The 17,295-nt window shown below is 60.6% G+C and carries 18 protein-coding genes; 8 read left to right on the top strand and 10 right to left on the bottom strand.

Annotation, left to right across the window (positions count from 1 at the left end):
• Positions 1–32: 32 nt before the first annotated feature.
• On the bottom strand, positions 33–1,511 hold the full coding sequence (hflX, locus tag HMPREF2635_RS03595) for a GTPase HflX (protein WP_070821284.1): 1,479 nt from the start codon (positions 1,509–1,511) through the stop codon (positions 33–35).
• A gap of 122 nt (positions 1,512–1,633) precedes the next feature.
• On the opposite strand from hflX, the gene HMPREF2635_RS03590 reads away from it, so the two are divergent.
• Positions 1,634–2,416 (top strand): hypothetical protein, encoded by a 783-nt coding sequence (locus HMPREF2635_RS03590; RefSeq protein WP_070821283.1) that lies wholly within the window; start codon positions 1,634–1,636, stop codon positions 2,414–2,416.
• 21 nt (positions 2,417–2,437) lie between these two features.
• The gene (locus HMPREF2635_RS03585) at positions 2,438–2,971 is read left to right on the top strand and encodes a hypothetical protein (RefSeq protein ID WP_070821282.1); all 534 of its coding nucleotides are present in this window, start codon (positions 2,438–2,440) and stop codon (positions 2,969–2,971) included.
• Positions 2,972–2,989: 18 nt separating this feature from the next.
• Here HMPREF2635_RS03585 and dapF read toward each other — a convergent pair whose 3' ends face one another.
• Genes dapF through HMPREF2635_RS03570 form a run of 3 tightly spaced genes read right to left on the bottom strand, consistent with a single transcriptional unit; the run spans position 2,990 to position 5,396 of the window.
• Complete coding sequence (dapF, locus tag HMPREF2635_RS03580; protein ID WP_070821281.1) at positions 2,990–3,826, bottom strand: diaminopimelate epimerase; 837 nt, start codon at positions 3,824–3,826, stop codon at positions 2,990–2,992.
• An 11-nt stretch (positions 3,827–3,837) separates the two neighbouring features.
• Positions 3,838–4,764 (bottom strand): tRNA (adenosine(37)-N6)-dimethylallyltransferase MiaA, encoded by a 927-nt coding sequence (gene miaA, locus HMPREF2635_RS03575; protein ID WP_049157542.1) that lies wholly within the window; start codon positions 4,762–4,764, stop codon positions 3,838–3,840.
• A complete protein-coding gene (locus tag HMPREF2635_RS03570) occupies positions 4,764–5,396 on the bottom strand; it encodes a hypothetical protein (RefSeq protein WP_049157544.1) in 633 nt (210 codons plus the stop codon). Before HMPREF2635_RS03570 ends, miaA begins: the two co-directional genes overlap by 1 nt.
• 131 nt (positions 5,397–5,527) lie before the next feature.
• Between HMPREF2635_RS03570 and HMPREF2635_RS03565 the strand changes: the two genes are divergently transcribed.
• A complete protein-coding gene (locus tag HMPREF2635_RS03565; RefSeq protein WP_070821280.1) occupies positions 5,528–6,844 on the top strand; it encodes a DUF349 domain-containing protein in 1,317 nt (438 codons plus the stop codon).
• A gap of 13 nt (positions 6,845–6,857) precedes the next feature.
• Positions 6,858–7,943 carry a GNAT family N-acetyltransferase gene (locus HMPREF2635_RS03560; protein ID WP_070821279.1) on the top strand — a complete coding sequence of 362 codons (1,086 nt, stop codon included), beginning with the start codon at positions 6,858–6,860 and terminating at the stop codon, positions 7,941–7,943.
• Here the strand turns inward: HMPREF2635_RS03560 and HMPREF2635_RS03555 are convergent.
• Genes HMPREF2635_RS03555 through miaB form a run of 3 tightly spaced genes read right to left on the bottom strand, consistent with a single transcriptional unit; the run spans position 7,916 to position 11,248 of the window.
• A complete protein-coding gene (locus HMPREF2635_RS03555) occupies positions 7,916–9,004 on the bottom strand; it encodes an alkene reductase (RefSeq protein ID WP_070821278.1) in 1,089 nt (362 codons plus the stop codon). The genes HMPREF2635_RS03560 and HMPREF2635_RS03555 overlap by 28 nt on opposite strands.
• A 28-nt stretch (positions 9,005–9,032) precedes the next feature.
• Positions 9,033–9,665 carry an Rv2732c family membrane protein gene (locus HMPREF2635_RS03550; protein WP_046649363.1) on the bottom strand — a complete coding sequence of 211 codons (633 nt, stop codon included), beginning with the start codon at positions 9,663–9,665 and terminating at the stop codon, positions 9,033–9,035.
• A 20-nt stretch (positions 9,666–9,685) separates the two neighbouring features.
• A complete protein-coding gene (miaB, locus tag HMPREF2635_RS03545) occupies positions 9,686–11,248 on the bottom strand; it encodes a tRNA (N6-isopentenyl adenosine(37)-C2)-methylthiotransferase MiaB (protein ID WP_082254490.1) in 1,563 nt (520 codons plus the stop codon).
• Between the two features lie 138 nt (positions 11,249–11,386).
• Between miaB and gluA the strand changes: the two genes are divergently transcribed.
• The 4 genes from gluA to HMPREF2635_RS03525 all read left to right on the top strand — a co-directional run bounded on the left by gluA (position 11,387) and on the right by HMPREF2635_RS03525 (position 14,768).
• On the top strand, positions 11,387–12,115 hold the full coding sequence (gene gluA, locus HMPREF2635_RS03540; protein ID WP_046649369.1) for a glutamate ABC transporter ATP-binding protein GluA: 729 nt from the start codon (positions 11,387–11,389) through the stop codon (positions 12,113–12,115).
• A gap of 68 nt (positions 12,116–12,183) precedes the next feature.
• Complete coding sequence (locus tag HMPREF2635_RS03535) at positions 12,184–13,068, top strand: glutamate ABC transporter substrate-binding protein (protein ID WP_070821277.1); 885 nt, start codon at positions 12,184–12,186, stop codon at positions 13,066–13,068.
• A 75-nt stretch (positions 13,069–13,143) separates the two neighbouring features.
• Positions 13,144–13,830: a glutamate ABC transporter permease GluC gene (gene gluC / locus HMPREF2635_RS03530; protein ID WP_070513066.1), complete on the top strand. Its 687-nt coding sequence runs from the start codon at positions 13,144–13,146 to the stop codon at positions 13,828–13,830.
• Positions 13,830–14,768 (top strand): amino acid ABC transporter permease, encoded by a 939-nt coding sequence (locus HMPREF2635_RS03525; RefSeq protein ID WP_070821276.1) that lies wholly within the window; start codon positions 13,830–13,832, stop codon positions 14,766–14,768. The genes gluC and HMPREF2635_RS03525 overlap by 1 nt, the downstream gene beginning before the upstream one ends.
• Before the next feature lie 6 nt (positions 14,769–14,774).
• Here HMPREF2635_RS03525 and recX read toward each other — a convergent pair whose 3' ends face one another.
• The 3 genes from recX to HMPREF2635_RS03510 form a co-directional block, all read right to left on the bottom strand.
• Positions 14,775–15,368 carry a recombination regulator RecX gene (recX, locus tag HMPREF2635_RS03520; RefSeq protein WP_046649358.1) on the bottom strand — a complete coding sequence of 198 codons (594 nt, stop codon included), beginning with the start codon at positions 15,366–15,368 and terminating at the stop codon, positions 14,775–14,777.
• A gap of 9 nt (positions 15,369–15,377) precedes the next feature.
• Positions 15,378–16,511: a recombinase RecA gene (gene recA / locus HMPREF2635_RS03515; RefSeq protein WP_046649357.1), complete on the bottom strand. Its 1,134-nt coding sequence runs from the start codon at positions 16,509–16,511 to the stop codon at positions 15,378–15,380.
• Positions 16,512–16,769: 258 nt separating this feature from the next.
• Positions 16,770–17,279, bottom strand: coding sequence for a hypothetical protein (locus HMPREF2635_RS03510; RefSeq protein WP_141761678.1), 510 nt, complete (start codon positions 17,277–17,279; stop codon positions 16,770–16,772).
• Positions 17,280–17,295 lie beyond the last annotated feature (16 nt).

The raw sequence follows: 17,295 nt of genomic DNA, 5'->3' as shown, positions 1-17,295 counted from the left end.
ACCATAATTATGGCTCACGGGAGCACCGAAACCTAAGCGTCCTCACCAGACACGCGAAATTCGCTGAGTTCGGCGGCGATGGAGGCGGGCAGGCGGACGTCGACAAGCGTGCCCTCCCCCGTGTACTCCTCGCTGCGCACCGTACCCTGAGTATGGATGCGATCGACCACGTCCCCGCGAGTAAACGGAATGAGCAACTGCACATGCTCGTCCTGAGAATTGAGGAAGAGCTCTACGCGCGTGGTGAGCTCATCGATGCCCTCCCCCGTCTTGGCGGAGACATACACCACGTTGTCACGGTCGAGGGCGTGGCGAAGCTCCGCCAGCACCAGCGGATCGGCCTGGTCTATCTTGTTGATGACGATGATCTCCGGCGGGGCCTCCTCGCCGGTTTCCTTCACGATGTCATAGATGACCGCATTAACCGCCTCAATTTGCTTCAGCGGGAAAGGATCTGAGCCGTCCACGACGTGCAGCATCAAGTCTGCTGCGAGGACCTCCTCCAAGGTGGACTTGAAGGCCTCCACCAACTGTGTGGGAAGGTGGCGGACGAAACCAACGGTATCGGTGAAGACAACCTGGCGGCCATCAGCAAGCTCGGCGCGCCGGGTGGTGGGGTCCAAGGTAGCGAACAGCGCATCCTCCACCAGCACGCCAGCGCCCGTCATTGCGTTGATGAGCGAAGACTTACCAGCGTTGGTGTAGCCGGCGATCGCAATCTGCGGGATCGTCGATGACGCACGGCGCGAGCGCTTAATCTCACGCGCCGTCTTCATCGCCTTAAGCTCCTTACGCAGCAGCGCCATCTGCGTGCGGATACGCCGACGGTCCGTCTCAATCTTGGTTTCACCGGGGCCGCGCAGACCGACGCCGCCGTTGGAACCAGCACGGCCGCCCGCCTGGCGCGAGAGGTTGCCGCCCCAACCACGGGTATGCGTATAAAGATATTCCAACTGCGCGAGCGAAACTTGGGCTTTGCCTTCCTTGGACTTGGCGTGCTGCGCAAAAATATCCAAGATGAGCATGGTGCGGTCGATAACTTTGGTGTTGAGAGCGCGTTCCAAGGCAGAGAGCTGGCCGGGGGTTAGCTCGCCGTCGCACACCACGGTATCCGCGCCAGTGGCAGCCACGATATCCTTGAGCTCGTTCACTTTGCCGGAGCCGATATAGGTACCCGGGTCCGGCTTATCTCGCTTCTGATACAGGGCTTCTACCACTTCGGCTCCCGCGGTTTCCGTGAGCGCCGCGAGCTCCGACATCGTGGCCTCAACCTCGGCAACGGTGCCTTCAGTCCACACTCCTACGAGGACTACTTGTTCAAGGCGCAGCTTGCGGTACTCCACTTCGTAGCCGTCGGTGGTGTCTTCTGCGCGAATGGTGGTCTCGCGGGTTACCCGGCGGAAGGCGTTGCGCTCAGCTAGGTCGAGATCACCGGTAGTCGGCTCCGGTGAGGTGGGCGCGGGCTCACCAAAAGCCTGCGCGAGGAGATCATCATGGGTTTCTTTTGTCATATGCTTTCTATTCTTGCACGTCACGCCTCTTAACAGGGAATCTCCGTTGCACACGACCTTGTGCCGATCCCGGCGGCAAGGCTCACCGACAACATTTTTGAGTCATCGCGGCGCCAGATACAATGGGCCGCATGACCGTCAAAGAGACCACTCACCCAGAGATGCAGGCCATTGGCCTCAACTACGAGCGCTGGCAGGACGCCGTCGAAGCAGCCATTTCGACCAACCTGCTGGCAGTCACGGGGGAGGTTCGCGGAGGACAACTCATTCAGTTCTCGGATCCTTCCGGGGCGCAACTCAATATCCTTGCCGTCGAACCTTTCGCCACCTTCATTGGGTTTGAGGGCGTCACCCAAGGCTTCGCCCACGTCTCTATGATCAACGATGTCTTGGCTTACCTGGACATCATCGATCCTTTCGGAAACGTTCTCGCGCAAGCGACGGCGAACTTGGCGCAGGGCCCGCTCTTGGCTGATGAGGACACCCAGCAGTGGCAGCAGGTAGAGCTTACTGCGATGGGTCTCGATGTCACCGCGTTCGACAACGCAGATGCCTACGAAGCCGAGAAGGAGACCTACCCAGCCACGTTTGAATCCACCGGTGCGGCAGTTGTTGCGGCCGGTTCCGGCGCCGAATCCCCTACCCCGGGCTGCACTTTTTCCGCTCGGGTTATGGAGTCCGAGTGGCGCCACAACCAGCTCACCGGTGAGCGCTTCATGCACCTCGTCATGGATGGCACCTTCCCCTTCGATCTGTGTCTGCCGGAGAGCTTTGGCGAATTGCCGCCGAAGGATTCCGTGCTTGCGGGTTCGGCGATGCTGACCGCCTCTATCGCGCTACCCACCGGCGGCTGTGGCGGCGAGGGCGGCTGCGCCTGCGGCTCTGGGGGCTGCGGCGGCCACTAGGCATACCGTAGAGTCGTAAGCATGAGTTTTTCCGCATCTCAGCGTCAGGGTTTTGCCCTGCTCCTTGCCGGGGTTACCGCTACGGTACTGGTTCTGACGCTGAAGCTGCCGGGAGTTATTCTCGCCATCTTTATCTGCGGGGCGCTATGGCTGTTTGTCGGCGCCCGCCCCGATGCCTCGGAACATGCGGCGCTGCGGGCTTCCATTGCGCTCACGGTGGAAGACATCACGGGCGTCCTCGAGGACTACGCCACGTTTGCTACGAGCGACGACGCTGAAGCATTGGCGGACCGCACGCTACACCGCCCGGCGCTTGCCGACGTCGACTGCACGAACCCCACTATCGAAGCGTTCCACTATAAAATGCATGGCGCGCAGCGTTTCTTGCGCCGCCTCGACGCACGGGTTAACTCGCCAGATACTGGCACCAGCGAACTCGAATCCTTGCTCAAGGTGGCCGATGATCGGGCCGCCGAGCTCAAGGAGTCCTGGCTCGCCGCCCGCCGCGCCGCCTTGGCCTTGGGCACCAACTACACAAAGGGGGACGGGCGCTAAACGCCGTCCCGAAAAGCCCTATAGTGAGGTTTCGCCTGTTGCTACGATGCGCGAAGGCCCCGTCAGCGTGGAGCCATCTTCGGTGATTTCCACCTCTACCTCGCCGCCCGGAACGATGACGCGGACGTGGCCGGTGGTGTGGGAGGAATCGGCAAGCGCGGCGCACGCTGCCGCTACCGTTCCGGTGCCGCACGAGCGGGTCTCCCCTGACCCGCGCTCGAAGACGCGCATGTGAATCACACCATCGCGCAAAGGTGTCACCAGCTCTACGTTGACGCCTGCCGGGAAGAAATCAGTATCGAAGACGGGCTGCTCAAGGCGCTTCGCCGCCAAATCCTCCGCGGTCAGTCCCGGGATAACGGCCGCTAGGTGTGGGTTTCCCATATCTACCCCGAGCCCGGCGAAGCTCTCTCCTGCCATCGAGGCGGTAGATACACCGAGTACCTGTGCTGGCCCCATCTCCACGCTGACTTCGGCTTCAGTCTCGTTGAAGGAGTGGACAGTGACCTGCTTGGCCCCAGCGCGCGTGCCGACGGTGAAAGTATCGGTGTTCACCAGCCCACGGGAGCGCACCCAATGCGCGAAAACGCGGGTACCATTGCCGCACATTTCCGCCACCGAGCCGTCCGCGTTGCGGTAGTCCATAAACCAGTCGCCAGCATCGATGCCCGGTGCGAGCTCATCGATGTCTCCAGAGGAGAGCAAGTCACCTGCACGTATGACGCGCAAGACGCCGTCGGCGCCGATCCCGGCGCGGCGATCACACAGTGCCACTACCTTTTCCGGCGGTAGCGGCTCGGTTCCTTCCACAATGACGAAGTCGTTTTCCGTTCCGTGGCCTTTAGCAAACTTCATAGGAGTAGAGTCTAACTCTCTTCGAGGACACGCAAAGCCTGCGTTGTCGTATCAGCCGCGGCATCCAGCCAGTAGATGCGCTTATCACGGTTAAACCAGGCACGCTGGCGACGCACATAACGACGGGTTCCAGTGATGGTACGCTCCACCGCTTCTTCCCAGGTGAGTGCTCCACGCTGGGCTTGGAGGACTTGGGCATAACCGATGGCCCGCCCCGCCGTCGAGTCAGCCTTCAGGCCGTGCGCCTGAAGGTTCTCGACCTCTTCGACCAACCCCTTGTCGAACATGAGGCGACTGCGCAGCTCGATTCGCGGATTCAGCCAACTGGATTCCGTGCGCAGCCCGAGGATCCTTGTCCCCCACCGAGGAGGCGCATTCTTGGGAGGCTGGCTGGCCTTGAACGGCTTGCCCGTGAGCTCAATGACCTCCAGCGCGCGCACGGTACGGCGCGGGTCCTTGTCTTCGATGATGGCCGCGGCTGCTGGGTCCACGCTGGCAAGTTCTGCGTGCAGGGCATCGGTGCCGATCTCTTGGCGTCGGGCTTCCCAGCGAGCGCGCACCTGCGCATCAGTGGGTGGGAATTGCCAGTTGTCCACGAGCGATTGGACGTAGAGCATGGATCCACCGACGAGGATCGGGGTCTTGCCACGGGCACGAATGCTGTCTATATCCGCGATGGCGGAGGACTGGTAGCGGGCTACTGACGCCGTTTCCGTCACGTCCCACACATCGAGCTGGTGGTGCGGGATACCTTCGCGCTCCTCCATCGTCAGCTTGGCCGTGCCGATGTCCATGCCCCGGTAAAGCTGCATCGAATCGACGTTGACTACTTCCCCGTCGAGCTCGTGCGCCAAGGCGACTCCGAGTGCTGATTTTCCGGAGGCCGTCGGCCCTACGACGGCAATCGGGGTTGGGCCGCTGCTGAGAGTCTTAGGCATTAGCACTGCCACCCCGCCACATAGCGGCCCACGCCCAACGTCGAATCTGCTGCCCGGAGTTCTGCGTGCCGTGGATGCACGCCTGCCAGCTGTGCCCACAGTGCCGTTTCGAGCACTCCCGTCGAATGGAGCAGCTCTTCGTCACAGTCTTCCTCCGCGCCGGCCAGCACGCTCTCGCACCACAGGTGAGTGTCCCGCGCACCCTCGACGAGGGCGAGCGGCGCGCGCTCTGTCAAGCCTGCAGAGCCATCAACGCACACTATTGTGAACCGTCCGGAACGCACTTCCCCTAGGGAGGCGCGGGAGTCTTCCACCGTGAAGGCGTGGTGACTGCTTTCTGCCCCGAGCGCGCTAGTGAGTACGTAGCGGGCCATGATTTCGGGCAGGTAGTTTCCGCCGCCGACGTCGACCTGGGGTGCGCCCCACGCTCTCAAACTTCCCGTGTGCTCGGTACGCCAGCGCGCATCACGCGATCCCACGATGTCGACCTTAAGCGGTGCCCTACCGTTGACGCGTGCGGCATCACGTGTGAGCTCGCAGGCGGCGCTAAGGAGCGCGCGCGAAGCGTCATCGCTGGGTGACAATTCTTCCGCCAAGGCCGGTGAGGCTGGCATAACCATGAGATTTTGCATCAACTCCCATCCTATAAGGTTAGATTTTCGGGGTTAACACGCGGCTGCGCGGCGGAAACGGTAGTGTTGTGTCACATAAGTTCTGGCAGCCGTGTCGCGCGGCACGATAATACCGAAGGTGGTTTCTTAGCATGTCCGCTATTCCTTCCCCTGGAGCCATGCCTCGCAAGGGCGCTCGTCCCGGCCCGTCTTCCTCTGCTCCGGCAGCACGTCCCGTGCAGCCCGCAAAAAACAATCCGGCCCAGTGGGGCCGCGTTGATGCTGATGGATCGGTATTCGTCAAGGCCCCCGAAGGCGAACGCAAAATCGGCGAGTGGCAGGCCGGCACCCCGGAAGAGGGCTTGGCGCACTTTGGTGCACGCTATGACGATCTGTCCACCGAGATCGAACTGCTAGAATCCCGCCTCACAGCCCATCCGGGCGATGCTGCGTCGATCAAGGCGACTGCTGCGGAACTGCGAGAGTCCCTACCTACACAGGCAGTAATTGGTGATATCGCGGCACTGGACAAGCGCCTAGCCACTATCATCGAGCACTCCGTAGAAGCCGGTGAGCAAGCACAGGCTGACAAGGCTCGTCGCCGCGAAGAGGCCATTGCCAAAAAAGAGAAACTCGCCGCCGAGGCCGAGGACATCGCCGCCAACTCGACGGAGTGGAAGGCCGCCGGCGACCGTATCCGCGCCATCTTGGAGGAATGGAAGCAGATCCGTGGCATCGACCGCCAGACGGATGATGCCCTGTGGAAGCGCTACTCTCGCGCCCGTGACTCCTTCAACCGCCGCCGCGGCTCCCACTTCGCCGAACTGGATCGCAACCGCGCGGCCGCCCGCGCCAAGAAGGAAGAGCTGGTAGAGCGCGCAGAAGCAATTAAGGAGTCCACCAACTGGGGCGAAACGGCGCGCGCTTACCGTGATCTCATGACGGAGTGGAAGGCTGCGGGCCGTGCCCCTCGTGAGATCGACGACAAGCTCTGGGCCCGTTTCCGCGCCGCCCAGGATCACTTCTTCAATGCCCGCAACGCCGTCAATGACGAGCGGGACAAGCAGTTCGCAGAGAACGCCGCCGCCAAGGATGCGCTCATTGCGGAATATGACTCCCTGATTGATCCCGCCAAGTCGATCGACTCGGCGAAAGCCAAGCTGCGGGAGCTGCAGGAAAAGTGGGAGGAGATCGGTTTCGTTCCGCGCAACCAGGTGCGCGAGTACGAGGCCAAGATCTCGGCGCTGGAAAAGCGCGTGAGTGACGCCGAGGATTCACAATGGCGCCGGACGGACCCCGAGGCCCAGGCCCGCGTGGCCCAGTTCCAGTCCAAGGTCGATGATTTCACCGCGCAGGCAGAAGCTGCCGAGGCCAAGGGCAACACCAAGAAGGCGGAAGATCTGCGTGCCCAGGCCAAACAGTGGCAGGAATTCGCCGATGCCGCAGCGGCTGCTGTCAACGACAAGTAGCACCCTAGTCTGAGTGTTCGTTCAGATTGTCGCGCCGCCGGGTTCGGCCTCAGCTGAGCCGGCGGATTGCCTGCGTAGCTTCGTTTTCGACGCCAACCTAGCCGCCCAAGAGGCCAGCGGCGATCCCGCTGCCAGCGGTTCCCCACGCCGTGTGCTTCAGCGACTGCAAGGCTCCACAGAGTCTCGCACCTATCTCTTCGGGTTGACTGACTCCGCCTTGGGGCCGGCTGGAGAGCTGGGTCTACCCGTTATCTCAGCGGCAGAGCCCAGCCCCGAAATCGATTTCGATGGCTTCATCCACATCTCTCTTCCACTCTTGGAGGAAACGGAGAACGCCGATATCGAATGCGTCCTCGCCGCGGATCTCCTGCCCTTGCCTGGGGAGGATCTAGAGCCAGAGGCTCTCGACGTGACGCGAGCCCTCGCCCGCGAGGCACTCCGGATTACCCGCCAGCTGGGCCGCACGACTGCCCAGGTTGGCATGCTGTACCCGCCAGACGCGGACCATACCTATGACCCAATGTCGCAGGCCTACCTTGAGCTCGGTTTTCGTCGCAAACATGCCGAGCGCCAAATGTTCGTCGAAATAGCCCCCACTCCTCCAGTGGTTGGAGCGCAAGTGTGGCCCGACTACGACATCCCGGAAGAGCTGCTTGATGATGTCCTGCGCCTGCTCACCCTAGCCTCCACCGACGCGGTCTACGGTGACTTAAGCGTCGAGCCCATCGTGTGGACACGACAGCGCCTGAACGAAGCGCACGCACGGCTGCGCTCGCGCAAAGCGCATACGCTCCTCGTCGGCATTGTTGAAAAGGGACGCGTCGTCGCACTCACCGAGCTCTCCCGCCACGGCGATGCGGACCCTGAGGTATGCGAGTGGACTCTTACCGTGACAGACCGCGAACAGCGCAGCCGTGGCCTGGCTACACGTGCCAAGCAGCATGCCCAGTATGCGGTGGCGCACCACTGGCCCGACGTCCGCCGGGCTTACTGCTCAGTTGCCCAGGCGGATCCGGCGATGAATGCGCTCTACAAGCGCCTCGGCGCGCACGTCATCTCGGCGAGCAGCGCCTACGAGTTGACCGTGGAGAACGGATAGTCGGTGTAACCGTGCGCTCCACCCGTATAGAACGTGGTCTCATCCGGCGCAGTAACAGGAAGCTCCTCCTGCCAGCGGCGAACGAGATCCGGGTTGGAGATGGCCAACCGGCCCACGGCCACGGCATCACCGTGGTGTACTAGATCCTCGGCGTCCGCGCGCTGGGTCACCTGTCCAAACCCCGAATTCAGGATGACACGGGTACGCCCGTTAGCACGCGCTTCGGCGCTCAGCTCAGTAATGAGCTCACCCGTAGGCGCTGCATGAAGGAAGGAGACGTAGGCCAAACCAAGGTCTGCGACAGCGCGCAGCAACCCACCATAGGTGGCACGCACATCCGCAGCGTCGGTTTCCTCAATGCCCTGAATATTGTGCTGCGGGGACAGGCGCAGCGCTACGCGGTCGGCTCCGATCTCCTCGGCCACGGCACGCAGGATCTCCACTACCAGGCGGTAGCGCTTCTCCGGGGTTCCGCCGTAGGCATCCTCTCGGTGATTGGAGCTCGGAGAAAGGAACTGGTGCAGCAGATAACCGTTCGCACCATGAAGCTCCACGCCATCCATGCCAGCATCGATGGCATTGCGGGCAGCTTGGCGGAACTCATCGACAATGCGCGGTAGCTCCTCGATGTCGAGGGCGCGGGGCACTGGGCACTCCTTGCGGGATTCGAAATCTCGGACCGCAGTGCCCGATGCCAGCGCAGAGGGTGCCACCGGTTCTGCACCCTCGAGGAGGCTGGCATGAGAAAGGCGCCCGCCGTTCATCACCTGCATGAAAATGCGTCCGCCAGCTTCGTGGACGGAATCGGCCACTCGCCGCCAGCCGGAAATCTGTTCCGGAGTTTCGATACCGGGCTGGCCGGGGAAAGCGCGGCTGGTCACTGCGGGGAATACGCCCTCCGTCACGATAAGACCCATTGAAGCGCGCTGCGTGTAGTACGTCTCGTGCAGGGGCGTGGGGACGCCATCGCGACCTGCCCGTGAGCGGGTCAACGCTGCCATGGTCACGCGGTTTGGCAGGGTCAGTCGTCCCAATTCAAGTGAGTCGAAGAGTGTAGTCATGCACTCCACAACACGAATCTCGTAGCGCTTATTCCTCGTCCTGCTGGCGCCGGTGGCGGGAGGCCGCGCGGGAGCGGCGGTCGTCGATAAGCAGCGGATTCTGTTCTGCCGGCAGCTCGGTAGCGGCTTCGGTCTGCAGGACTCCCACGTGATCGAGCTGGCCGGCGACTTCCCGCACGCGTTCTGCGGCGGCCAACTGCTCGGGACTGCGGCGCAGTGCTACCTGGCAGTACACAAGAAAGGCGACCAACGTTGAGAAGACGCCCACGTACATACCTATGGCAGCGCCATCCGATGCGCTGTCCCTGTACCAAAATCCCCACAGGTTAGCGAAGAAAGAGATCGTCGTCATCATCCACGCTACGAGAGCCAGCTTGGTCCGGCGAGTGATAATCGTGGCGGTGGTTAAGATCCCCACTCCACCCAGCGCTAGCCATGCGCTGACGGTTTCCATGAGGGAGATACGCACGCCCTCGGCCGTTCCACCGACGAAGAGAGCTTCCCAGCCGCGGGCATCACCGGCATAGGGCAAAACCAAGTAAGCAACCCACGCCACGACGGACACGATAAGCGCATATTTGTGCTTTCCCAATTCGAGAGTCTGCGCTGCGCGCTTCTCAGCAGCAACGGCATCGTGAACGGACTTCAAGTCATCACTCATAAAACGGAGCCTACCCCCTTTTAGCAGCCGCAGGAATCGGCAGGAGCACTGGGCTTGCCGACGCCCGGCAGACCCAGCCCCACCCCAATTGGTGCCGTCGTGGGGGTCTGCCCCGCCGCCGACATATCGCCGGCCTTCGTGCGACGGTGCTCGCTCACGCCGGAATCAGCCACCAGGAAGAAGGAGCCTGCATCCGTCACGGTCGCGTGCACAACATCACCGGGGCGAATCTCCGCAGAGAAGTCCTTGCCCGCGGCATCGACTGGTGCAAAGTGAACAAGGCGACCATCACGCGCGCGTCCGGTGAGGCGGTGGGTCTCGGCGGCCTTGCGGCCGCCTTCCGCCTGCACCAACAGCTCTACATCAGTGCCGACAAGCTTGGCGTTTTCTTCTGCCTGAATGGAATCCTGCAAGGCGACGAGGCGCTCGAAGCGCTCCTGCACAACTTCCTTGGGGATTTGGTTATCCATTTCTGCGGCCGGGGTGCCGGGGCGCGGCGAGTACTGGAAAGTGAAAGCGGAGGCGAAACGTGCGCGGCGAACCACGTCCATCGTGGCTTCGAAATCCTCCTCGGTTTCGCCTGGGAAGCCCACGATGATGTCGGTGGTGATTGCCGCGTGTGGCATCTTCTCACGGACCTCGTCGAGAATGCCCAAGAATTTCTTCGTGCGATAGGAACGGCGCATGTCCTTGAGGACCTTGTCAGACCCAGACTGCAGCGGCATATGCAGCTGCGGGCACACAGCCGACGTCTCCGCCATGGCATCAATAACGTCGGAGGTGAACTCGGCCGGGTGCGGCGAGGTAAAACGCAAGCGCTCGAGGCCCTCAATCTTGCCTACCTCGCGCAGCAACTTGGAAAAGGCGAAGCGATCACGCGGCAGGTCTGGGTCCGCGAAGTTGACGCCATAGGCGTTGACGTTTTGCCCCAATAGGGTCACTTCGGACACGCCTTGATCTACCAGGGCCTGAACTTCTGCGAGGATATCGCCGGGGCGGCGGTCTTCCTCTTTGCCACGGAGCGAAGGGACAATGCAGAAAGTACAGGTGTTATTACAGCCCACGGAGACCGAGACCCACCCGGCATAGGCGGATTCGCGCTTTGCCGGCAATACGGAGGGGAAAGCCTCGAGGGCATCGACGATCTCCACCTGCGCTTCATTGTTGTGACGTGCACGCTCAAGCAGTGCCGGCAGCGCCGCCATGTTATGGGTTCCGAAAACCGCATCCACCCACGGCGCGTGGTCCAAGACGGTGTCCTTATCCTTCTGCGCCAAGCAGCCGCCAACCGCGATCTGCATGCCGGGATGGTTTTCCTTCGTCTTCTTCAGCGCACCCAGGGTGCCGTACAGGCGCTTGTCGGCGTTCTCGCGCACGGCGCAGGTGTTAAATACGATGAGGTCAGGCTCGGCGCCATCCGGCGCCGCAGAGTAGCCGGCCTCCTCGAGCAGGCCGGAAATGCGCTCGGAATCATGAACGTTCATCTGGCAGCCAAAGGTCCGCACCTCATAGGTGCGGGGCTGGTTATTAGTTACGGGGGAGCTCACGTGGGGACATTCTAACTGGACGACCCCACTACTCATAATGCCGCGACCGCATATAAGAGTTATGGATTTGTTACACAAACCTCCCCGCCTCCACCATCCACACGCCTATTGTTCTACATATGATTCAGCTCACTCTACCTAAGGAGGTGTGATGTGACCGAACATTCCGGCCCGATGATCAAGATGGACGGAGTCAATAAGTACTTCGGTGACTATCACGCGCTCCGCGATATCAACTTGGAGATTGGCCGCGGCGATGTCGTCGTTGTTCTCGGTCCGTCCGGCTCCGGCAAGTCCACCCTGTGCCGCACCATCAACCGGCTTGAAACCATCGACGAGGGTTCCATCGCGATCGACGGCACTCCCCTTCCTGAAGAGGGACGCGAGCTAGCCAAGCTGCGTGCGGACGTGGGCATGGTGTTCCAGCAATTCAATCTCTTTCCGCACAAGACCATCAAGGACAACGTCACTTTGGGGCCTATCAAGGTCCGCAGGATGAAGAAGTCCGAGGCAGAAGAGCGTGCGATGCAACTGCTTGACCGCGTTGGAATTGCTAATCAATCAGAAAAGTACCCTGCACAGCTCTCCGGCGGCCAGCAACAACGTGTCGCCATTGCCCGTGCCTTGGCTATGCGCCCGAAAGTCATGCTCTTCGATGAACCTACCTCAGCTCTCGACCCTGAGATGGTCAACGAGGTGCTTGACGTCATGACGGATCTGGCCAAAGAAGGCATGACCATGGTCGTGGTGACCCACGAGATGGGCTTCGCCAGGCGCGCGGCCGACCGCATCCTCTTCATGGCTGACGGGGCCATCGTCGAGGACACCGACCCGGAATCCTTCTTCACCAACCCACAATCAGAACGAGCAAAGGACTTCTTGGGCAAGATCCTGCAGCACTAAACGGCTACCAGTTCACCTCTTTTCTCTACCTTCATTCATTTTCCACTCACCTCATCAAGGAGAATCTCATGTCCCGCACTTTCAACCGCATTACTGCCACCGCCGCCGCCATCGCCGCATCCAGCGCTCTGCTCGTTGCGTGTGGTGATTCTTCTGATTCCGCCAGCGGAGGCGAGGGCCTTCTCGGCGCTATCGAGTCTGGCTCTGTCACCCTAGGCACCAAGTTCGACCAGCCGGGTCTGGGCCTGCGCGAGGGCGATGGTTCTATGACCGGCCTCGACGTTGACATTGCCACCTACGTGGTCAACCACATTGCCAAGGATAAGGGGTGGGAGGAGCCGGAGATCGAGTGGCGCGAGACTCCGTCCGCGCAGCGTGAAACTCTGATCGAGAACGGCGAGGTTGACCTCATCACCGCAACGTACTCCATCAACGCTTCCCGCGCGGAAAAGGTCAATTTCACTGGTCCGTACCTCATCACCCACCAAGCGCTTCTTACCCAGGCTGATAACAAGGAGATCACCGGGCTCGAGGGCCTCGACGGCAAGATCCTGTGCTCTGTCACCGGCTCCACCCCGGCACAGAAGGTGAAGGAAGCTCTGCCCAGTGTGCAGCTGCAGGAGTACGACACCTACTCCTCCTGTGTGGAGGCACTGAGCCAGGGCAACGTCGACGCCATGACTACCGACGCGACGATTCTTAACGGCTACGCCGCCCAGAATCCTGGCAAGTTCCAAGTCGTCGAGTTGGAGAAGGACGGCAAGCCCTTCACCGATGAGTACTACGGCGCGGGTCTGAAGAAGGATGATCAAGAGGCGACAGACGCTGTCAACAAGGCCCTGGAAGAGCTTCATTCCTCCGGCGAGTTCGACAACCTCGTAGCCAAGAACTTGGACAAGGGCGAGGGCATCGACGAGGCCACCGTCGGTGACCTCTCCTTCCTCAACTCCTAAACGCTCGATTAGCCCCCACCTAGCCTGCGCCGAGGACATACCGCCTCGGCGCAGGCCCGTTAGTAGGAGATTTCTATGGAATCCATGTGGGCCGCACTAGGCCCCGAACTATGGCCAGCCTTTTGGCTTACCATCCAGCTGACGTTCTGGTCTGCCATCGGCGCAATGCTCCTCGGCACCATCCTCACTGCCATGCGTGTCTCCCCCGTGAGAATCCTGCGGTGGATTGCCACGACGTACATCACGACGGTGCGCAATACCCCCTTGACTCTCATTATCCTTTTCTGTTCCTTTGGCCTGTACCAGAACCTAGGGCTCACGCTTGCTAGCCGGGACTCTTCGACCTTCCTAGTGGATAACAACTTCCGCCTCGCCATCGTCGGGTTCATCTTGTACACCTCGGCATTTGTTGCGGAATCCTTGCGCTCGGGAATCAACACAGTGGACTTCGGCCAAGCCGAGGCAGCCCGCTCGCTGGGCTTGAGCTTCTCACAGACCTTTAGCACGATCGTCTTCCCTCAGGCAGTGCGTGCGGCAATCGTCCCCCTGGGAAACACGCTCATCGCGTTGACGAAGAACACCACGATCGCCTCCGCAATCGGTGTGGCGGAAGCTTCCCTACTGATGAAATCCACCATTGAGATGCATGCGAGCCAGCTCTTTGTCATTTTCTTTATCTTCGCGCTGGGCTTCATCATCCTGACCTTGCCCATGGGCTTAGGCCTGGGCAAACTCTCCGAAACTGTGGCGGTGAAGAAATAATGGCTGTACGCGCAACCGTGCTTTATGACGCCCCCGGCCCCAAGGGCGAGCGGCGCAACCTCATCTATACCGTCATCACCGTCGTTCTCTCGCTAGCTGCACTGTATTGGGTGCTGTCTACATTGGGTGAGCGCGGGCAACTCGACTCCGCGTTATGGACCCCTTTTCTTAACAGCCAAACGTGGACCACGTACCTGCTCCCTGGCCTGCGCGGAACGATCCTTTCCGCTGTAGCATCCATCATCTTGGCCATCGTGTTCGGCGTCATCTTCGGCCTAGGCCGATTGAGCGAGAACGTCATCGTACGCGGCGTATGTGGTGTGGTCGTGGAATTCTTCCGCGCCATCCCCGTCCTGCTGCTCATGATTTTTGCCTACCAGCTTTTCGCCATCTATAACGTAGTTCCGTCGAAGCAGCTGGCGTTTAGCGCCGTGGTCTTCGCGTTGACCCTCTACAACGGCTCTGTCGTCGCAGAGATTCTGCGCTCCGGAATCAAGTCGCTGCCCAAGGGGCAAACTGAAGCCGCTCGAGCGCTGGGTCTTTCGCATGGGCAAACGATGCGTACCATTCTGCTCCCGCAGGCCGTAGCCGCAATGCTTCCGGCCCTCATCGCCCAGATGGTTATTGCGCTCAAGGACTCTGCCTTGGGCTACCAGATTGGCTATGTCGAGGTGGTGCGCTCCGGTATCCAATCGGCGTCCTACAACAAGAATTACCTGGCCTCGCTCATCGTCGTTGCGATCATCATGATCCTCATCAACTGGGGGCTGGGCCTCCTGGCCGAACGCATCGAACGTCAGCTTCGAGCGGGCCGTGCGCGCCGGAACATCATCGCTAAAGTTCCGGAGCAACCAGACCAAGGCTTGGACACCAAAGACCAGGTCAACGTTGATTGGCACTCAGAAAGCTATACAGAAATCCGCAACCCGGACGAATAGAAACAGCTAGGAGAGCTCGGCGATGCGCGCATCCAGCACTTCGATGGAAATACGCATCACCAGCTCCTGGCGATAGCCGCGCCGCGCGAGTGTTCCTACAATGCGACGCAGGAACTTGTCCCTCTCATGGCGGTCGGCGGGAACACTCTTCAAGGTTCGCGCCTTTTTCTCCGCTACGCGGCGCGCTACGGCCTCCTCAGATTCCTCGGTAATCTGCTCTAGGGCCGCTGCGCGATCGGCGGCCTCAACACCCTTCTCCTTGAGTTCCACATTGAGGGCACGGGCCGACTTACCGCGCCGCGCGTGGCGCTGCCGCACCCACTCCTTGGCGAAGGTTTCATCATCAACGAGCCCCACCCCTGCAAGGTCATCGACCACGTCCTCGACCACATCGGGCTCAAAGTCCGCCGCGACAAGCCGGTCACGCAGTTCCTTGCGGGAACGTGCACGTTGATCTAGCAAGCCTAATGCTCGGGAGCGCACGGGCGCCTTCGCTGCTTCAGCATTCGCATCAACAAGCTGGCCACCCGCGTCCCCCGATTCATAGGACTCGAGAGCTTGACGTAGCTTCTCTAGCTTCTCTGGTGAAGGTTGTGCCATTGCGCCTGTTTAGTCGTCGTCGAAATCGACGTTCGGTACCAGATCCACAGCCTCATCCGTCAGCGGATCGTCTGCACCCGGCACATCCATGGCGACGTCCTCACCAGCTTCGGCTGCGGCAGCACCCACGCCGAGCTTGACGAAGATCTTCTTCTCAATCTCATCCGCCAGATCGGGGTTGTCCTTGAGGAAGTTGCGGGCCTTTTCCTTGCCCTGTCCCAGCTGATCGCCTTCGTAGGTAAACCACGAGCCAGATTTCTTAATGAACCCGTGTTCGACACCCAAGTCAATGATGGAAGACTCGCGCGAAATGCCTTCGCCGTACATGATGTCGAACTCAGCGATCTTGAACGGCGGGGACACCTTGTTCTTCACCACCTTGAGCTTGGTGCGGTTACCAATGGCATCCTGGCCGTCCTTCAAGGTCTGAATACGGCGGATATCGCAGCGCACAGAGGCGTAGAACTTCAGCGCCTTACCACCCGTGGTCGTTTCCGGCGAACCAAACATCACGCCGATCTTTTCACGCAGCTGGTTGATGAAGATGGCGGTAGTCCCAGAGTTGTACAGAGCACCCGTCATCTTGCGTAGCGCTTGGGACATGAGACGGGCTTGGAGGCCAACGTGGCTATCTCCCATCTCGCCCTCGATTTCCGCCTTGGGCGTCAAGGCGGCTACGGAGTCAATCACGATGATGTCGATAGCGCCGGAGCGCACGAGCATATCTGCGATTTCCAGAGCCTGCTCGCCGGTATCCGGCTGGGAAACCAAGAGGTTATCCGTGTCCACGCCAAGCAGACGCGCATACTCAGGATCGAGCGCGTGCTCCGCATCAATAAAGGCCGCGATGCCGCCGTTCTTCTGCGCCGATGCGATGGCGTGCAGAGCAACGGTGGTCTTACCCGAGGATTCAGGTCCATAAATCTCTACGATGCGACCGCGCGGGAAGCCACCGACGCCCAGCGCAATGTCGATGGCCGTATTCCCGGAGGAAATGGCCTGGATTGGCGGGCGGTCATCGTCACCAAGACGCATGACGGCTCCTTTGCCAAAATCCTTCTCAATCATCGCCATTGCGGCATCGAGGGCTTTTTGACGATCATCGCCCTTGCTAGCCGCCGAGGACTTCTTCTTCGTAGCCATTTATTTCCTCACTATCGTGCGTCAGTTAGTGTGCAGTGCTATATGTCATTAAATGGGGGCACCTAGTTAGACTGCCATGAAGCAACTTCGGTTCCCAGGCCCGTCGCATTGTGTTTTCCGGCATCGCTCCGGTTCCATCACATGCCACGAAAGTACCCTAACGTTTCCACCAGACCACAACCCACAATACACACACAAGTGTTCGATTGCCCATTCGAGCAATGCGCGTGTCTGAGACCTAATCCAACGCCTCGCCGCCTAGCGAAGTTTCCAGGGGTCGCCCTGCTCGGTACGGACGAAAGACACCTGCTCATCAGCCGGCAGTACGGCAACTACCCCGCCCAGCGCGCTACAGAGATCCAGCTCATCAAGAGAGGCCCTGCTGCTCATATACTTCGACGCTCCACGCCCCTGCGCATCCCGATAAATCTCAACACTCCCCGAGCTTGGCGGCACCCATTCATCGTCCTCGTCGGTACCGCCCTGCCAGGTTCCTGCACTAGCGTTTATGACATCGTCCTCGACAGCCCCAGGGCAGATGAAGATTACACGGTGATATTCGGAATCGAAGATGTCGCCGACGCGCATGTCGACGCTGCCAGGCTCCCCTTCCTCCACTCCGGCCGCTTCTTCGATATTTTCGATGACATTCGCGGAACCTATCAACGAACATCCAGCCACGCTCGCCAGCGCGATACCGGAAAGAAGCGCTACCGCACTGACACGAGCAAGCCCTATGACATGCTCCATCTTCTTTCTATTTGCCATGCCTCGAGCTTACCCC

The organism is Corynebacterium sp. HMSC035E02 (assembly GCF_001836065.1).
GTDB lineage: Bacteria > Actinomycetota > Actinomycetes > Mycobacteriales > Mycobacteriaceae > Corynebacterium > Corynebacterium hiratae.
Note: the sequence above shows the minus strand (reverse complement) of the source record. Positions and strands in the feature narration are given on the sequence as shown.